This is a genomic window from Rhodoferax sp., assembly GCF_011391645.1.
Taxonomy (GTDB): Bacteria; Pseudomonadota; Gammaproteobacteria; order Burkholderiales; family Burkholderiaceae_C; genus Rhodoferax.
The window spans coordinates 1-16,540 of the sequence record NZ_JAABQC010000008.1 but is presented as its reverse complement, the minus strand read 5'-3'; the positions used below and the strand labels follow the sequence as shown (position 1 = coordinate 16,540).

Genomic DNA, 16,540 nt, shown 5'->3' with positions numbered 1-16,540 from the left:
ATGCCATGAACCCATTCAATCTGATTGCCAAATTGCGCCAACTTGCCGCCGTGTTGCTGCTGGCCCTGCCATTGGCCTCCGGCGCAGCGGACCAGCAAACCTTTGGCACGCCGGATGCGGCCGTGGAGGCACTGATGGCCGCGCTTAAAACCGACAGCGACGCGGCCATGCTTTCGATCGTCGGCGAAGCGCATAAGGACCTCGTCATCCAGCCTGACCGCGCCGCAACCAGCGCCACCCGTGCAAAGATCCTTGCGGCCATGCAGACCCTGCATGTGTTGCATGAGCCCAGCCAGGAGCGCCGCGTGCTGCTGATTGGCGCAGAAGCCTGGCCAGTACCGATTCCGATTGTCCGCGTGGGTGATCGCTGGCGTTTTGCCAGCGAGGAAGGTGCAAACGAGCTCATCAATCGGCGCATTGGCGGTAATGAACGCAACGCCATCTACGTTTTAGGCGCCTATCTTGACGCCCAGCGCGCCTTTGCGGCGCGCGATCGGAACGGCGACGGCGTGCGGGAGTTCGCCAAAAAACTCGCAAGCGCACCTGGCAAGCAGGACGGCCTGTACTGGCCTGCGGATGCCGCCAAGGGCGAAGAGATGAGCCCGTTCGGGCCGCTGATCGCCGAGAGTTCTGCCTATCTGGCTGGCCACAAGCAGGGCGACCCGTACCGCGGCTACCACTTCAAGATCCTGACGCGCCAGGGCAAGGCGGCGGCTGGCGGGGCCTACAACTACGTCATCAACGGCCGCATGCTTGCCGGTTTTGCCATGCTCGCTTACCCGGACAGCCACAACAAAAGCGGTGTCATGAGCTTCATCGTCAATCACAACGGCAAGATCTATCAGAAGGATCTTGGCGCCAACAGCGCCAGCGTCGCGGCAAAAATCAACAGCTTCAACCCGGGCCCGGGTTGGCAGGAAGTCGTGGCACCCTGACCACCGTCGGCGCTTGGAGCGGGGCAAATGGTGAATCGCGTGCCCCCGGTGGCGGTGCGCGATGCGGCTTGATCGCTAAATCTTCATGCGCATTTCGGCTGCCCGGGCGTGGGCTTGCAGGCCCTCGCCATGCGCCAGCACCGAGGCAATCTGGCCCAGGCTTTGGGCGCCGGCCTCGCTGACCTCGATCAGGCTGCTGCGCTTTTGAAAGTCATAAACCCCCAGCGGCGATGAAAAGCGCGCTGTGCCGCTGGTGGGCAGCACATGGTTGGGGCCGGCGCAGTAGTCGCCCAGCGATTCACTGGTGAAGGCGCCCAGGAAAATGGCACCGGCGTGCTTGAGCAACGGCTCCCAGCGGTGCGGGTCGCGACTGCTCACCTCCAGGTGCTCCGGCGCAATCCGGTTGCTGATGGCGCAGGCTTCTTCCATGCTGCGCGTGTGGATCAGCGCGCCACGACCGTTGAGCGACTTGGCGATGATCTCGCGCCGTGGCATCTCCGGCAACAAACGGTTGATACTGGCCTGCACCAAGTCGATGTAGCCCGCGTCGGGACACAGCAAAATGCTTTGCGCCAACTCGTCGTGCTCGGCCTGGCTGAATAAATCCATCGCCACCCAGTCCGGCGGCGTGCTGCCATCGGCCAGCACCAAAATCTCGCTGGGGCCGGCAATCATGTCGATGCCGACCGTGCCAAACACGCGGCGCTTGGCGGCGGCAACAAAGGCGTTGCCGGGGCCGGTGATCTTGTCCACCTTGGGGATCGTTGCCGTGCCATAGGCCAGCGCCGCCACCGCCTGGGCACCGCCCACGGTGAAGGCGCGGCTGACACCGGCCACATAGGCGGCAGCCAGTACCAGCATGTTTTTCTCGCCTTTGGGCGTGGGCACCACCATGATGATCTCGGCCACACCGGCCACATGGGCCGGAATGGCGTTCATCAGCACGCTGCTCGGGTAGGCGGCCTTGCCGCCAGGCACGTAAATGCCGACCCGGTCCAGCGGCGTGACCTTTTGACCCAGCAAGGTGCCGTCTTCATCACGGTAGCTCCAGCTCTCACCACTGGCCTTGCGCTGCGCCTCGTGGTAGCTGCGCACCCGTGCCGCGGCGGCTTGCAGGGCTTCGCGCTGAACGGCAGGCAACCCCTCGAAAGCGACCTTGAGTTCGGCCTGGGTCAGTTCCAGCTCGGCCATCGTGGTGGCCTGCAGGCCGTCAAAACGCGCGGTGTAGTCGAGCACGGCGGCATCACCGCGCAGTTGCACATCGGCCAGAATGTCGGCCACGCGCTGCTCAATGCCGGCATCGGTGTCGGCAGACCAGTGCAGGCGCGCCTTGAAATCAACATCAAAGTTGCTGCTGGTGGTTGACAAGCGGGCGGGCGTTGCGACGAGTGTCATGGCATTCACTCCAGTTTATTGGCCGATGGCCGCGGCAAAGGCGTCGATGATCTTGCGGATCGGGGCCTGCTTGAGCTTGAGCGCGGCCTGGTTCACCACCAGGCGCGAGCTGATGTCCATGATGTGCTCGACCTCGACCAGATGGTTGGCCTTGAGGGTGTTGCCGGTCGAGACCAGATCGACAATGGCGTCGGCCATGCCCACCAGCGGCGCCAGCTCCATGCTGCCGTAAAGCTTGATCAAATCGACGTGCACACCCTTGGCCGCAAAAAATTCGCGTGAAATGGCCACGTATTTGGTGGCCACGGTCAGGCGCGAGCCTTTTTTGACGGCTGTGGCGTAATCAAAGTCCGAGCGCACCGCCACGCTGATGCGGCACTTGGCAATCTGCAAATCAAGCGGCTGGTACAGGCCATCGCTGCCGTGCTCCAGCAAGGTGTCCTTGCCAGTAATGCCCAGGTCTGCGCCACCATATTGCACATAGGTGGGCACGTCGGTGGCGCGCACCACCAGCACCCGCACGTCGGGCTGGTTGGTGGTCAGGATCAGTTTGCGTGATTTTTCAGGGTCTTCCAGCACCTCGATGCCGGCGGCCTTGAGCAGCGGCAGGGTTTCTTCAAAAATGCGTCCTTTGGACAGGGCCAGGGTGATCATGCCTTGACTCTTTCAATGTCGGCACCCAGGCCGCGCAGCTTGGTCTCCATCTGGTCATAACCACGGTCAAGGTGGTAGATGCGGTCCACCAGGGTTTCGCCCTGTGCCACCAGGCCGGCAATCACCAGGCTGGCCGAGGCCCGCAGGTCGGTGGCCATCACGGTGGCGCCGGACAAGGCGGGCACCCCTTCGACAACCGCCACTTTGCCGTCAATTTGAATATTGGCGCCCAGCCGCACCAGCTCGTTGACGTGCATGAAGCGGTTCTCGAAAATGGTCTCGGTCACCTTCGCCGCACCCCGCGCCACGGCATTGAGCGCCATGAACTGGGCCTGCATGTCGGTCGGAAAACCCGGGTACTCGGTGGTGCGAAAGCCCTGCGCCTTGAGCAGGGCGGCACCGGCTGACTGCACCCGGATGCCATCGGCCACCTTGGTGACGGTCACGCCAGCGTCGCGCAGCTTTTCCACCACCGCCTCCAAATGCTCGATGCGGCCATGCTGCGCCACCACATCACCGCCGGTGGCGGCCACAGCGCACAGGAAAGTGCCGGTTTCAATGCGGTCGGCCACCACCTGGTGGGAGCAGCCGTGCAAAGATTCCACGCCCTGAATGCGGATGCGGCTAGTGCCATGCCCCTCGATGCGCGCGCCCATCCGGATCAACATTTCGGCCAGGTCCGGAATCTCGGGCTCCTGCGCGGCGTTTTCCAGAATGGTTTCACCCTCGGCCAGGGTGGCTGCCATCATGAAGTTTTCGGTGCCGGTGACAGTCACCATGTCGGTCGCAATGCGCGCGCCCTTGAGTCGGGTGCGCCCTGCCGGCAACTTGGCGACCATATAACCATGCTCGACCACGATTTCAGCACCCATGGCCGTCAGACCCTTGATGTGCTGGTCGACCGGGCGCGAGCCAATGGCGCAGCCTCCGGGCAGCGACACCCTGGCATGGCCGAAGCGCGCCAGCAGCGGCCCCAGCACCAGCACCGACGCACGCATGGTCTTGACCAGTTCGTAAGGCGCTTCGGGTGTGATGGGTCCGGCGGCCGAGAAGCTCATGCCACCGCGCTCGCCGTGCGTCTGGGTCTGCACCCCCATATGGTTGAGCAGCCTGCGCATGGTGGCCACGTCCTGCAAGCGCGGCACATTGCGCAAAGTGACGGGTTCGGCGGTCAGCAGGGTCGCGCAAAGCTCAGGCAGGGCCGCGTTTTTGGCACCAGAAATCATCACCGTGCCATTGAGCGGCCGGCCACCTCGAATCAGTAATTTATCCATGGGTCAGACCGGTTGTGCCGCCCATTCGGCGGGCGTGAAGGTTTTCATCGACAAGGCATGAATTTCATCGGTTTTCATTTTGTTGCCCAGGCAGGCATACACCCGCTGGTGGCGCGCAATGGCGCGCTTGCCTTCAAATTCGCTGGAAACCACCGTGGCATACCAGTGACGCCCGTCACCTTCAAGGGTGAGGTAGTCGCAGGCCAGGCCGGCGGCAATGAGTTGTTTGATTTGTTCAGCAGTCATATTGGAATCTCACAAGAAATCAGGAACGGATTTTGTAGCCCATTCGCAGCAGCAGCAACGCCCACAGGCCCACGCCAGCCGTGGCCGTCGCCACGATGCCCAGACTAAGCCAGGGCGAGACATCGCTGACACCAAAAAAGCCATAACGGAAGCCGTCAATCATGTAGAAAAACGGATTGAAATGGCTCACCGTCTGCCAGAACGGCGGCAGCGAATTGATTGAATAAAAGACACCGCTCAAAAACGTCATGGGCATCACGGCAAAGTTCTGGAACGCGGCCATCTGCTCGAATTTTTCCGACCACAAACCCGCCACCACACCCAGGGCGCCCATCAGCGCCGCCCCCAGAAGCGCAAACACCACAGCCCACAGCGGCTGCTGCAGCGGCGGCACGGCAAAAATCAGCGACACCGCCAGCACGCCTGCGCCCACCACCAGCCCACGCACCACCGCCGCACCGACGTAGGCAACAAACCAGTGCCAGGCTGACAGGGGTGTGAGCAGCAAAAACACCAGGTTGCCCATCACCTTGCTGGCAACCAGGGACGATGAGCTGTTGGCAAAGGCGTTTTGCAGCAGGCTCATCATGGCCAGGCCAGGCACCAGAAAAGCGGTGTAACTCACGTTGTCGTAGACCTTGACGTGGGCCTCAAGCGCCTGGCCAAAGACCAGCAAATACAGCATGGCGGTCAGGATCGGGCCGGTGATGGTCTGCGCCGCGACACGCCAGAAGCGCAACACTTCCTTGTAAAGCAGCATTTGCCAGCCGGTCATGGGGAAACCCGATCATCGCGCCCGGGGTGCTGGTGCATCACCTTTAAAAAGACGTCCTCGAGGTCGGGGCGGCGAATCTCGATGTCGGCCACAGTCAGGCCGGCCTGGCGAATCTGGGCCAGCGCATGCTCCACCGCCCCGGCATCTTTGGCGGGCCATTGCACCACGCGCCCGGTCACGCGCGCCTGGCTCGCCAGCTCGGGCGGCAAGTCGCCATCGACCGTGCAGCGCAACACATTGCCAGACGCCGCGCTCAGCAGGGCGCTGGTGCTGTCGAGCGCCACCACTTTGCCAGTTTTCAGCATGGCAATGCGGCCGCACAGGGCCTCGGCTTCTTCGAGGTAATGGGTGGTCAACAAGACGGTGTGCCCCTGCTTGTTGAGCTTGTCGATGAAATGCCAGAGCGTCTGGCGCAGTTCCACGTCAACGCCGGCCGTGGGCTCGTCGAGCACGATCACCGGCGGCTTGTGCACCAGCGCCAGCGCCACCAACAGCCGGCGCTTCATGCCGCCCGACAGCGCCCGCATGTTGGCGTCGGCCTTGTCGGAGAGCCCCAGGTTGTCGAGCAGTTCGTCAACCCAGGCTTCGTTGTGCCTCACGCCAAAGTAGCCCGACTGAAACAGCAGCGCCTCGCGCACCTTGAAAAAGGGGTCGAACACCAGCTCTTGCGGCACCACACCCAGGGCGCGGCGGGCTGCGGCAAAGTCGGTTTGCACGTCGTGGCCCATCACGCTGACACGCCCGGCGCTGGCTTTGGCAAGTCCGGCCAGAATGGTGATCAGGGTGGTTTTGCCCGCGCCGTTGGGGCCGAGCAGGCCGAAAAATTCACCGGCTTCAATGTCCAGGCTGACGTTGTCAAGCGCCAGAAAAGTGCCGCCCTGCGGGCCGCGTGGGGAGGGGTAGCTTTTGGAGACCGACTGGAATGAGATGGCGGGCATGGGGCCGCTATTTTACCGGGGCATCAGGCAGTTGACGGCAGCAGTTCGGCAATGCCATACAGCGCCGCCAAATTCTGCAGGCGCTGCGGCATGCCTTTCAAGGCCAGCGTTTTACCCGCCAGCAAGGCGGCCCGGCGCAGTTCCAGCAACACGGCCAGCGCGGTGGAGTCGAAGCGCTCCAGCGCTGAAGCGTCCACCGCAACGCTGCTCGAAGGCTCGTCGCCGAGCGCCCGCAGCATCTCGGCCAGGGTCGCTGTTGCGCTGTCGTGCAGCAGGCTTTTGGGCAAACGCAGCATGCTCAGCCTTTGACAGGCTTTGCTGCGGTGGCCGAGTCGGCCGCGTTGGATTTGTTGCGCTCGGTCAATGTGGTGATCAGGCCGTCAATCCCCTTGGCATTGATTTCCTGGGAAAACTGGCTGCGGTAAGTTTCCACCAGCCAGACGCCGAGCACGTTGATGTTGTAAATCTTCCAGCCGGCGCCAACGCCCGGTGTTTTTTCAAGCCGGTAGTCCAGTTGCGCTGGATCGCCGCGACCCTTGATCAGGGTGCGAACAATCACTTCCTTGTCATCGGGTGCAGCGCGCAATGGCTTGATGCTGTAACTCAGGTTTCTGGCCTGGCTCATGGCACCGGCATAGGTGCGCGCCAGCAGTATCTTGAACTCGGCCTCAAGGCGGGTGCGCTGCTCGGGTGTCGCCTGGCGCCAGCCCGGCCCCACCGCAGACGCGGTCATGCGCTGAAAATTGACGTGGGGCATGACTTTTTCGTCGACCAATTCAATGATGCGCGACACGTTGCCGGCCTGCACCGACTTGTCGGACTGGATGGTGTCCAGGGCTTCCCGCGTGAGGCGATCAATCAGCACATCCGGCGCTTCATCTGCCGCATGCACCGGGGCCGCCATGAACAGCGAAAAACTGGCGGCCAGCGCCAGCAGCCATTGGTTTAAAAATCTTCTTTTCATCGTCTTTTTCCTCCAAAAAAATTACTTGGCCAAAGGGCCGTCATCCGGCGGAACCGGCTCGATGTCATCGGGCGGATAACCGTCATACACATCATTTTGGCGCCGCTGCAGGAAAGCATCACGGGTAAAGGTGTAGGGGTCAAGCGCCACTTGGTCCAGCATGGCCGAGGCCTCCAGAAAGCGGGACCGCTGGTTCAGCAAATTCAGGCCGATGAGTGAATTGCGCACCGGCACGTCACCGAAACTGGTGGCCAGATTACCCTGCCCATCCACCGGCAGCGCAGCCGTGTCGCGCAACGTTGACGGCCCCAGCAGGGGCAGCAACAAATAGGGACCGGCGCCCACGCCCCAGTGACCCAAGGTTTGCCCGAAATCTTCGGTGCTGCGCTCGATCTGCATCTCGGAGGCAATGTCGAGCACACCGCCAAAACCCATGAAGGTGTTCACCAGAAAACGCATCAGGCTGTTGCCTGCCGCCTCCCCCTTGAGTTGCAGGGCGTTATTGAAAATCGACCAGCCATCCTGCGCGTTGTTGAAGAAATTGGCAACCCCGGTGCGCGCCGGCGACGGCACCACATCGCGGTAGGCCGTGGCCGCTGGCTTGAGCAGCGCCCGATCAACAACGTCGTTGAACTTGTAAACGCCCCGGTTGAGGGGCTCCAGCGGGTCGCGCGGATTGGCGTTGGGGCCGGTGGCACAGCCAGCCAGCACCAACAGGCCGGCCACCAGGGCCGAGCGCGTCACTGCATGGCAGGCGGCAAGAGGCGTAATTTTCATGGCTTGGTTGTCTTTCATTTGTTCATGCTGCTGGCATCCACATTGCTGCCTTCCGCTGCCTTGCTAAACAAGAACTGGCTGATCAGATTTTCGAGCACCACCGCCGACTGGGTGCTGGAGATGGTGTCGCCGGGCGCCAGATTTTTGTCGTCAGCGCCAGGCTCAATGCCCAGATACTGCTCGCCAAGCAGCCCGCTGGTCAGGATTTTGAGCGAACTGTCCTTGGGAAACACATACTGGCTCTCTAGCGCCAGCGTGACCTCGGCCTGGAACGACTTGTCATCGAACACGATGTTGTCAACCCGGCCCACCACCACACCGGCACTGCGCACCGCCGCCTTGGGCTTGACACCGCCCACATTGTCAAATTTGGCCTTGACGATGTAGGTCTTCTGAAAACTCAGGCTCAGCAGGTTGGCCGACTGCAGCGCCAGAAACAAAATTGCCGCAGCGCCGATCAGCACAAACAGGCCGACCCAGACATCATTTTTTGAACGTTGCATAAAACTTCTTTCTAATCAGATGGTGAACATCATGGCGGTCAGGATGAAATCCAGGCCCAGCACGGCCAGCGACGCCACCACCACCGTGCGTGTGGTGGCGCTGGCCACGCCCTCGGGCGTCGGCTGCGCCTCGAACCCCTGCAGCAGTGCAATAAAGGTGACGGTGAAGCCAAACACAATGCTTTTGATCACGCCGTTGCCCACGTCCTGCCAGACGTCCACACCGCCCTGAATCTGGCTCCAGAACGAGCCGGAGTCGACCCCGATCATGAGCACACCCACCACCCAGCCGCCAATGATGCCCATGGCGCTGAACACCGCGGCCAGCAGCGGCATGACGATCACCCCGGCCCAGAAGCGCGGCGCCAGGACACGTTGCACCGGGTCAACCGCCATCATTTCCATGACGCTGATCTGCTCGCCCGCCTTCATCAGGCCGATCTCGGCGGTGAGCGAGGTGCCGGCGCGCCCGGCAAACAACAGGGCAGTGACCACCGGCCCGAGCTCGCGCACCAGGCTCAGCGCCACCAGCAGACCCAGGGCTTCCGAAGAGCCATAACGCTGCAAGGTGTAATAACCCTGCAAACCAAAGACAAAGCCGACAAACAAACCCGACACCGCAATGATGGCGAGCGAGTAATTGCCTAAAAAGTGCATCTGGTCGCGAATCAGGCCGAAACGCTTCAGACTGCCAGGCAAGGTGGTGAGCAGGCGCAAAAAGAGCCGGGCGCCCAGGCCCAGATCGGCCAGCTGATTGCGCGTGGCCAGACCAATATCGGCCGGTTTGTACCAACTCATGCGCAGGCCTCCACACCAAAATCTTCGTCAATCGAGGGACCCGGGTAATGAAAGCGCACCGGGCCTTCTGCCAGGGCGTTCACATACTGGTACACCAGCGGGTCGGTGCTCTTGAGCACCTGCGCGGGCGTGCCCTGCATGGCAATTTTGCCATTGGCCAGGATGATCACATGGTCGGAAATGGTAAACGTTTGTTCAAGCTCATGTGACACAAACACGCTGGTGAGTCCCATTGAGTCATTGAGTTGACGAATCAGGCGCGCCGCCGTGCCGAGCGAAATCGGGTCCAGCCCCGAAAAAGGCTCGTCGTACATCACCAGTTCGGGGTCGAGCGCAATGGCGCGCGCCAGCGCAACCCGGCGCGCCATGCCACCCGAGAGGTCGCTGGGCATCAGATCAAACGCACCGCGCAGGCCGACGGCGTTGAGTTTCATCAGCACAATGTGACGGATCAGCGTCTCCGGCAAATCGGTGTGCTCGCGCAGCGGGAAAGCGACGTTGTCAAAAACCGACAAATCGGCAAACAGCGCACCAAACTGAAACAACATGCCCATGCGGCGGCGCGCCGCATAGATTTGCGCCTGGCTCATGGGCGTCACATCTTGCCCGTCAAACAGCAATTGGCCTGACTGCGCCCGGTTCTGGCCGCCCATCAGCCGCAGCAGGGTGGTCTTGCCGCCACCCGAGGCGCCCATCAGCGCCGTCACCTTGCCGCGCGGAATCTCCATCGAAACGCCGTCCAGAATCACCCGCTCCCCGTACCCGAAGGTGAGGTTTCGTAATTCGACAAGCGCGTCTGATGAAAATTGGGCCATAAATAAACAGAAAGGCCGGGATTGCCCGGCCGTGGATCATAAGGGATTACACCTAATGGCGCGTTGCCGCGTTGTCCAAACCACTGGCTCAGCGCGGCAAATCACTGAACCCCATCAGGAACTCATCGACCGCGCGGGCGGCCTGGCGTCCTTCACGGATGGCCCAAACCACCAGGCTTTGGCCTCGGCGCATGTCGCCGGCGGCAAACACCTTGGCCACGTTGGTGGCGTAGCCGCCGGTGAACTCGGTGCTGGCGCGGGCATTGCCCCGGTTGTCCTTGTCCACGCCAAAGGCGTCGAGCACGGTGGCCACCGGGTTGACAAAGCCCATGGCCAGCAACACCAGGTCGGCCTGGTAGGTTTTCTCGGTGCCGGGAATCTCGACCATCTTGCCGTCTTTCAGCTCGATATGCACGGTTTTGAGACCGGTCAGCTTGCCCTTTTCACCCATGAATTCCTTGGTGGAAATGGCAAATTCACGCACGCAACCCTCGTCGTGGCTGGAACTGGTGCGCAGCTTCATGGGCCAGTAGGGCCAGGTCAGCGGCCGGTTTTCTTCGACCGGCGGCTGCGGCATGACCTCGAACTGGGTCACGCTGAGCGCGCCATGGCGGTTGCTGGTGCCGACGCAGTCGGAGCCGGTGTCGCCGCCGCCAATCACGATCACATGTTTGCCGTCGGCGCGCAACTGGTTCTTGAGCTTGTCGCCGGCGTTGACCTTGTTTTGCTGCGGCAGGAACTCCATCGCAAAATAAACACCGTCGAGGTCGCGCCCGGGCACCGGCAGGTCGCGCGACTGCTCGGCACCGCCGGTCAGCAGCACGGCGTCGAAATCGGCCTGCAACTGCGCGGGCGTCACGGTTTCCTTGGCCCAGTTGGTCACCCTGGAACCCTTGGGCATCTCACCCACCAGCACACTGGTGCGAATCGTCACGCCCTCCAACTTGAGCTGCTCGACCCGGCGGTCAATGTGGGTTTTTTCCATCTTGAAGTCGGGAATGCCGTAGCGCAGCAAACCACCCACCCGGTCATTTTTCTCGAACAGGGTCACGTCATGGCCAACGCGGGCCAGTTGCTGCGCGGCTGCCATGCCCGCCGGGCCGGAACCCACCACGGCCACTTTTTTGCCGGTTTTAATTTTGGCCGGCTGCGGCTTGACCCAGCCGCTTTCCCAGGCGCGGTCGATGATGGCGTGCTCGATTGACTTGATGCCGACGGCATCGTCATTCACATTCAGGGTGCAGGCCGCTTCACACGGGGCCGGGCAGATGCGCCCGGTGAACTCGGGGAAGTTGTTGGTGCTGTGCAGCACCTCAATGGCTTCTTTCCAGTCGCCCTGAAACACCAGGTCGTTGAAGTCGGGAATGATGTTGTTGACCGGGCAGCCGCTGTTGCAAAACGGCGTGCCGCAGTCCATGCAGCGCGCGGCTTGCTTCGTGGCAGCCTGGTCGTCGAGCCCGATCACGAACTCTTTGTAGTTTTTCAGGCGCTCGGGCACGGGCTTGTAGCCCTCCTCAATGCGCTCGTATTCCATGAAACCGGTAGCTTTTCCCATGATATTTTTCCTTGTTCGATGGTCAGTGCCGCGTTACTTGGCCGCGACCGCTTTGACTTCATTTTTAGTCGCGGCTTGCACGCGATCCACTTTGGCTTGCGCCCCTTTTTTGGCATGCAGCTCGCCCAATGCGCGCTTGTACTCAAGGGGGAAGACCTTGACAAACTTCAAACGCGAGGTCTCCCAGTTGTCGAGCAACTCACGAGCGCGGCGGCTGCCGGTCCAGCGGTTGTGGTCGGCCAGCATTTGCTTGAGCTGCTCTTCGTCGCTCAAACCCCGGTGCCACAGGCTGGCGTCAAGCGCTTCCTGTTGCTCGGCGGTGGTCAGAACTTTTTCAAGTTTCACCATGGCCGTGTTGCAGCGCTTGGCAAACTTGCCGTCTTCGTCATAAACATAGGCAATGCCACCACTCATGCCGGCGGCAAAGTTGCGCCCCGTCACGCCCAGCACCGCCACGGTGCCACCTGTCATGTACTCACAACCGTGGTCGCCGGTGCCCTCCACCACCGCGCTGGCGCCAGACAGGCGCACGGCAAAACGCTCACCGGCGACACCGCTGAAAAAGGCCTCGCCACTGGTGGCGCCAAACATCACCGTGTTGCCGACAATGGTGTTCTTGACGGCGTCGCCGCGGAAATCAATGCTGGGGCGCACCACCACACGGCCGCCACTGAGGCCCTTGCCGGTGTAGTCGTTGGCATCACCGATCATGTAGAGCGTGATGCCGCGTGCCAGGAAGGCGCCAAACGACTGGCCACCGGTGCCCTCGAGCTGGATGCGTATGGTGTCGTCGGGCAGCCCCTCGGGGTGCACCTGCGTGACCGCGCCCGACAGCATGGCGCCCACCGAACGGTTCACATTGCGCGCCACTTCGATGAACTGCACGCGCTCACCCTTGTCTATTGCCGCGCGGCTCTTGGCAATCAGCACGTTGTCGAGCGCCTTTTCAAGGCCATGCTCCTGCTCCTCAAACTGGAAGCGCGGCACGTCGGCGGGCACATTGGGCTGGGCGAACAGGCGGCTGAAGTCGAGCCCGCTGGCTTTCCAGTGTTCAAGCCCGGGGCGCGTGTCGAGCAGGTCGGAGCGGCCGATCATGTCGTCAAATTTGCGGATGCCCAGCTGCGCCATGATCTGGCGCACTTCTTCGGCAATAAAGAAGAAGTAGTTCACCACGTGCTCGGGTTTGCCCGAGAACTTGGCGCGCAACAGCGGGTCTTGCGTGGCCACGCCCACCGGGCAGGTGTTGAGGTGGCACTTGCGCATCATGATGCAGCCTTCCACCACCAGCGGCGCGGTGGCAAAGCCGAACTCGTCGGCGCCCAGCAGCGCGCCAATGGCGACGTCGCGGCCGGTTTTCATCTGGCCGTCGGCCTGCACCCGGATGCGGCTGCGCAGGCGGTTGAGCACCAGCGTTTGCTGGGTTTCGGCCAGACCGATTTCCCACGGGCTGCCGGCGTGCTTGATGGACGACCAGGGCGAGGCGCCGGTGCCGCCGTCGTGGCCGGCAATCACCACATGGTCGGCCTTGCACTTGGCCACGCCGGCGGCAATGGTGCCCACGCCAATTTCGCTCACCAGCTTGACGCTGATACCGGCCTTGGGGGCAACGTTTTTCAGGTCGTGAATGAGCTGCGCCAGGTCTTCAATGGAATAAATGTCGTGGTGCGGCGGTGGCGAGATCAAACCGACCCCGGGCACCGAGTGGCGCAGCCGGCCAATGTATTCCGACACCTTGGCGCCGGGCAACTGGCCGCCCTCGCCCGGCTTGGCGCCTTGCGCCATCTTGATCTGGATCTGGTCGGCGCTGCCCAGGTATTCGGCCGTGACGCCAAAGCGGCCGGACGCCACCTGCTTGATGCGCGAACGCAACGAGTCGGTGGGCAGCAGGGGAATGTCAACCTCGACCACGTCATGGCCAATGATGTCGGCCATGGTCTGGCCCTGCTTGATCGGGATGCCCTTGAGCTCCTGGCGGTAACGCGCCGGGTCTTCACCGCCCTCGCCGGTGTTGCTCTTGCCGCCGATGCGGTTCATGGCAATGGCCAGCGTGGCGTGCGCCTCGGTCGAGATCGAACCCAACGACATGGCGCCGGTGGCAAAGCGCTTGACGATCTCTTTGGCGGGCTCGACCTGGTCAAGCGGGATGGCCCGGGCGGGATCAATCTTGAACTCGAACAGGCCGCGCAGCGTCATGTGGCGCTTGCTCTGGTCGTTGACGATCTGGGCGTATTCCTTGTAGGTGTTCCAGTTGTTGGCGCGCGTGCTGTGCTGCAGCTTGGCAATGGCGTCGGGCGTCCACATGTGCTCTTCACCGCGGACGCGCCAGGCGTATTCGCCGCCGGCATCGAGGCGGTTGGCCAGCACCGGGTCGGTGCCGTAGGCGGCCTTGTGCATGCGGATGGCTTCTTCGGCGATCTGGAACACGCCAATGCCTTCCACCTTGCTGGGCGTGCCGGTGAAGTATTTGTTGATGGTGCTGGTGGACAGGCCAATGGCCTCAAACAATTGCGCGCCGCAGTAACTCATGTAGGTGCTGACACCCATTTTGGACATGATCTTGGACAGGCCCTTGCCCACCGCCTTGACGTAGTTGTAAATGGCCTTGTCGGCGCTCAGCTCACCGGGCAGGTCCTTGCAGATGCTGGCCAGGGTTTCCATGGCAAGGTAGGGGTGGATCGCCTCGGCGCCGTAACCCGCCAGCACACCAAAATGGTGCACCTCGCGCGCGGTGCCGGTCTCCACCACCAGGCCCGCCGTGGTGCGCAGACCCTCGCGCACCAGGTGCTGGTGAATGGCAGAGAGCGCCAGCAAGGCAGGTATCGCCACCTGGGTGGCGTTCATGCCGCGGTCGCTGATGATCAGGATGTTGTTGCCGTTCTTGATGGCGTCCACCGCCTCGGCGCACAGCGAGGCCAGCTTGGCCTCGACGCCCTCACGGCCCCAGCTCAAGGGGTAGGTGATGTCGATGGTGTAGCTGCGGAACTTGCCGTGGGTGTGCTTGCCAATGTCACGCAGCTTGGCCATGTCGGCAAAATTGAGCACCGGCTGGCTCACCTCCAGGCGCATCGGCGGGTTAACCTGGTTGATGTCCAGCAAATTGGGCTTGGGCCCGATAAACGACACCAGGCTCATCACGATGGCCTCGCGGATCGGGTCGATCGGCGGATTGGTCACCTGGGCAAACAGCTGCTTGAAGTAGTTGTAGAGCGGCTTGTTTTTGTCGGACAGCACCGCCAGCGGGCTGTCGTTGCCCATGGAGCCAATGGCTTCTTCGCCGTTGGCTGCCATCGGGGCAATCAAAAACTTCAGGTCTTCCTGGGTGAAGCCAAACGCCTGCTGGCGGTCCAGCAAGTTGCCCTCTGACTCGGCCGCGCTGGCGGGCTCGCCGCCGCCCTGCACGTCATCCAGGCGGATGCGCAGGTTTTCGATCCACTGCTTGTAGGGCTTGCTGTTGGCCAGCGTGGACTTGAGTTCTTCGTCGTCCACCATGCGCCCCTGCTCCAGGTCGATCATGAACATCTTGCCGGGCTGCAGGCGCCACTTGCGCACAATCTTGCTCTCGGGGAAAGGCAGCACGCCGGACTCGGAGGCCATCACCACCAGGTCGTCGTCGGTGATGCAGTAGCGCGACGGGCGCAGGCCGTTGCGGTCGAGCGTGGCACCAATCTGGCGGCCGTCGGTAAACACAATGCTGGCCGGGCCGTCCCACGGCTCCAGCATGGCGGCATGGTATTCGTAGAAGGCGCGGCGGCGCTCGTCCATGCTGGTGTGCTGCTCCCAAGGCTCGGGGATCATCATCATCACCGCCTGGCTGATCGGGTAACCGGCCATGGTCAACAGTTCAAGGCAGTTGTCAAAGGTGGCGGTGTCGGACTGGGTGGGAAAGCTGATGGGGTAGAGCTTTTGCAGGTCGGTGCCCAGCACCGGCGAGCTCATCACGCCTTCGCGCGCCTTCATCCAGTTGTAGTTGCCCTTGACGGTGTTGATCTCGCCGTTGTGCGCCACATAGCGGTACGGGTGGGCCAGCGGCCACTCGGGGAAGGTGTTGGTGGAAAAGCGCTGGTGCACCAGACCCAGCGCCGAGACGCAGCGCGGGTCTTTCAGGTCAAGGTAATAGGTGCCGACCTGGCCGGCCAGCAGCAAACCCTTGTAAATGACCGTGCGGCTGGACATGCTGGGCACGTAATACTCTTTGCTGTGCTTGAGCCTGAGCGCCATGATGTGGCGGCTGGCGATCTTGCGGATCACATACAGCTTGCGCTCCAGCGAGTCCTGCACAATCACATCGCTGCCCCGGCCGATAAAGATCTGCTTCAGGATGGGCTCTTTTTTGCGCACATTGGGCGACATCGGCATGTCGCGGTCCACCGGCACATCGCGCCAGCCCAGCAGCACCTGGCCCTCGGCCTGCACTGCGCGCTCAAGCTCCTGCTCGCAAGCCTGGCGGCTGGCGTGCTCTTTAGGCAAAAACACCATGCCCACACCGTATTCACCGGGTGGCGGCAGGGTGACGCCCTGCGCGGCCATCTCTTCGCGGTAAAGCGCATCGGGCAACTGGATCAAGATGCCGGCGCCGTCGCCCATCAGCTTGTCGGCACCCACGGCGCCCCGGTGGTCAAGGTTTTCAAGAATCTTCAAGGCATTTTTGACAATGTCATGCGACTTGACGCCCTTGATATGCGCCACAAAACCAACCCCGCAAGCATCATGCTCTTGCGCTGCTGAATACAAACCGTTGTCCTGGAGATGCTTGATCTCGGCTGCCGTCGTCATGGGAGCGCTCCTGTAAATTTCAAAAAGAAGACTCTACCGCATTGCAGCAATTATGCCAAGCCAAATAATTGGGGTCAGATTCCAATTAATTTCCGTAATTGCATTTCAAGAATTAATTGGGGACACATCAAACTCAAT

At 62.0% G+C, this 16,540-nt stretch carries 15 protein-coding genes; 1 reads left to right on the top strand and 14 read right to left on the bottom strand.

The genetic code is table 11. The annotated features are described in order from the left end of the window. The first annotated feature begins 5 nt into the window (after positions 1–5). Complete coding sequence (locus tag GPS82_RS02135) at positions 6–935, top strand: DUF2950 domain-containing protein (RefSeq protein ID WP_296490552.1); 930 nt, start codon at positions 6–8, stop codon at positions 933–935. 75 nt (positions 936–1,010) lie between these two features. Here the strand turns inward: GPS82_RS02135 and hisD are convergent, their stop codons facing one another. From hisD to GPS82_RS02065, 14 genes are all read right to left on the bottom strand, one after another. After that, complete coding sequence (gene hisD, locus GPS82_RS02130; protein WP_296490551.1) at positions 1,011–2,330, bottom strand: histidinol dehydrogenase; 1,320 nt, start codon at positions 2,328–2,330, stop codon at positions 1,011–1,013. Between the two features lie 15 nt (positions 2,331–2,345). Next, the gene (gene hisG, locus GPS82_RS02125) at positions 2,346–2,984 is read right to left on the bottom strand and encodes an ATP phosphoribosyltransferase (RefSeq protein ID WP_296490549.1); all 639 of its coding nucleotides are present in this window, start codon (positions 2,982–2,984) and stop codon (positions 2,346–2,348) included. Beyond that, positions 2,981–4,258 (bottom strand): UDP-N-acetylglucosamine 1-carboxyvinyltransferase, encoded by a 1,278-nt coding sequence (gene murA / locus GPS82_RS02120; protein WP_296490547.1) that lies wholly within the window; start codon positions 4,256–4,258, stop codon positions 2,981–2,983. The genes hisG and murA overlap by 4 nt, the downstream gene beginning before the upstream one ends. Before the next feature lie 3 nt (positions 4,259–4,261). Then, the gene (locus tag GPS82_RS02115; protein ID WP_296490546.1) at positions 4,262–4,504 is read right to left on the bottom strand and encodes a BolA family protein; all 243 of its coding nucleotides are present in this window, start codon (positions 4,502–4,504) and stop codon (positions 4,262–4,264) included. 19 nt (positions 4,505–4,523) lie between these two features. Next, complete coding sequence (locus tag GPS82_RS02110; RefSeq protein ID WP_296490545.1) at positions 4,524–5,279, bottom strand: ABC transporter permease; 756 nt, start codon at positions 5,277–5,279, stop codon at positions 4,524–4,526. After that, the gene (locus GPS82_RS02105; RefSeq protein ID WP_296490544.1) at positions 5,276–6,217 is read right to left on the bottom strand and encodes an ABC transporter ATP-binding protein; all 942 of its coding nucleotides are present in this window, start codon (positions 6,215–6,217) and stop codon (positions 5,276–5,278) included. The genes GPS82_RS02110 and GPS82_RS02105 overlap by 4 nt, the downstream gene beginning before the upstream one ends. A gap of 23 nt (positions 6,218–6,240) precedes the next feature. Next, a complete protein-coding gene (locus GPS82_RS02100) occupies positions 6,241–6,513 on the bottom strand; it encodes an STAS domain-containing protein (RefSeq protein WP_296490543.1) in 273 nt (90 codons plus the stop codon). A gap of 2 nt (positions 6,514–6,515) precedes the next feature. Continuing rightward, positions 6,516–7,121, bottom strand: a complete 606-nt coding sequence (locus GPS82_RS02095; RefSeq protein WP_296490586.1) for an ABC transporter substrate-binding protein — start codon at positions 7,119–7,121, stop codon at positions 6,516–6,518. 81 nt (positions 7,122–7,202) lie between these two features. Beyond that, positions 7,203–7,976, bottom strand: coding sequence for a VacJ family lipoprotein (locus GPS82_RS02090; RefSeq protein WP_296490542.1), 774 nt, complete (start codon positions 7,974–7,976; stop codon positions 7,203–7,205). Beyond that, positions 7,973–8,461, bottom strand: a complete 489-nt coding sequence (mlaD, locus tag GPS82_RS02085; RefSeq protein WP_296490540.1) for an outer membrane lipid asymmetry maintenance protein MlaD — start codon at positions 8,459–8,461, stop codon at positions 7,973–7,975. Before mlaD ends, GPS82_RS02090 begins: the two co-directional genes overlap by 4 nt. A gap of 15 nt (positions 8,462–8,476) precedes the next feature. Then, positions 8,477–9,259, bottom strand: a complete 783-nt coding sequence (gene mlaE / locus GPS82_RS02080) for a lipid asymmetry maintenance ABC transporter permease subunit MlaE (RefSeq protein ID WP_296490539.1) — start codon at positions 9,257–9,259, stop codon at positions 8,477–8,479. Continuing rightward, positions 9,256–10,074 (bottom strand): ABC transporter ATP-binding protein, encoded by an 819-nt coding sequence (locus tag GPS82_RS02075; RefSeq protein WP_296490537.1) that lies wholly within the window; start codon positions 10,072–10,074, stop codon positions 9,256–9,258. Before GPS82_RS02075 ends, mlaE begins: the two co-directional genes overlap by 4 nt. An 88-nt stretch (positions 10,075–10,162) precedes the next feature. Further along, entirely contained in the window at positions 10,163–11,629 is a 1,467-nt protein-coding gene (locus GPS82_RS02070) for a glutamate synthase subunit beta (protein ID WP_296490536.1), read from the bottom strand. Positions 11,630–11,662: 33 nt separating this feature from the next. Then, positions 11,663–16,402: a glutamate synthase-related protein gene (locus tag GPS82_RS02065; RefSeq protein ID WP_296490534.1), complete on the bottom strand. Its 4,740-nt coding sequence runs from the start codon at positions 16,400–16,402 to the stop codon at positions 11,663–11,665. Between the last annotated feature and the right edge of the window lie 138 nt (positions 16,403–16,540).

Excerpts from the sequence above, each read along its gene's own strand:
- GPS82_RS02135 (WP_296490552.1), top strand. The coding sequence starts at position 6 with ATGAACCCATTCAATCTGATTGCCAAATTGCGCCAACTTGCCGCCGTG.
- hisD (WP_296490551.1), bottom strand. The coding sequence starts at position 2,330 with ATGACACTCGTCGCAACGCCCGCCCGCTTGTCAACCACCAGCAGCAAC.
- hisG (WP_296490549.1), bottom strand. The coding sequence starts at position 2,984 with ATGATCACCCTGGCCCTGTCCAAAGGACGCATTTTTGAAGAAACCCTG.
- murA (WP_296490547.1), bottom strand. The coding sequence starts at position 4,258 with ATGGATAAATTACTGATTCGAGGTGGCCGGCCGCTCAATGGCACGGTG.
- GPS82_RS02115 (WP_296490546.1), bottom strand. The coding sequence starts at position 4,504 with ATGACTGCTGAACAAATCAAACAACTCATTGCCGCCGGCCTGGCCTGC.
- GPS82_RS02110 (WP_296490545.1), bottom strand. The coding sequence starts at position 5,279 with ATGACCGGCTGGCAAATGCTGCTTTACAAGGAAGTGTTGCGCTTCTGG.
- GPS82_RS02105 (WP_296490544.1), bottom strand. The coding sequence starts at position 6,217 with ATGCCCGCCATCTCATTCCAGTCGGTCTCCAAAAGCTACCCCTCCCCA.
- GPS82_RS02100 (WP_296490543.1), bottom strand. The coding sequence starts at position 6,513 with ATGCTGCGTTTGCCCAAAAGCCTGCTGCACGACAGCGCAACAGCGACC.
- GPS82_RS02095 (WP_296490586.1), bottom strand. The coding sequence starts at position 7,121 with ATGGCGGCCCCGGTGCATGCGGCAGATGAAGCGCCGGATGTGCTGATT.
- GPS82_RS02090 (WP_296490542.1), bottom strand. The coding sequence starts at position 7,976 with ATGAAAGACAACCAAGCCATGAAAATTACGCCTCTTGCCGCCTGCCAT.
- mlaD (WP_296490540.1), bottom strand. The coding sequence starts at position 8,461 with ATGCAACGTTCAAAAAATGATGTCTGGGTCGGCCTGTTTGTGCTGATC.
- mlaE (WP_296490539.1), bottom strand. The coding sequence starts at position 9,259 with ATGAGTTGGTACAAACCGGCCGATATTGGTCTGGCCACGCGCAATCAG.
- GPS82_RS02075 (WP_296490537.1), bottom strand. The coding sequence starts at position 10,074 with ATGGCCCAATTTTCATCAGACGCGCTTGTCGAATTACGAAACCTCACC.
- GPS82_RS02070 (WP_296490536.1), bottom strand. The coding sequence starts at position 11,629 with ATGGGAAAAGCTACCGGTTTCATGGAATACGAGCGCATTGAGGAGGGC.
- GPS82_RS02065 (WP_296490534.1), bottom strand. The coding sequence starts at position 16,402 with ATGACGACGGCAGCCGAGATCAAGCATCTCCAGGACAACGGTTTGTAT.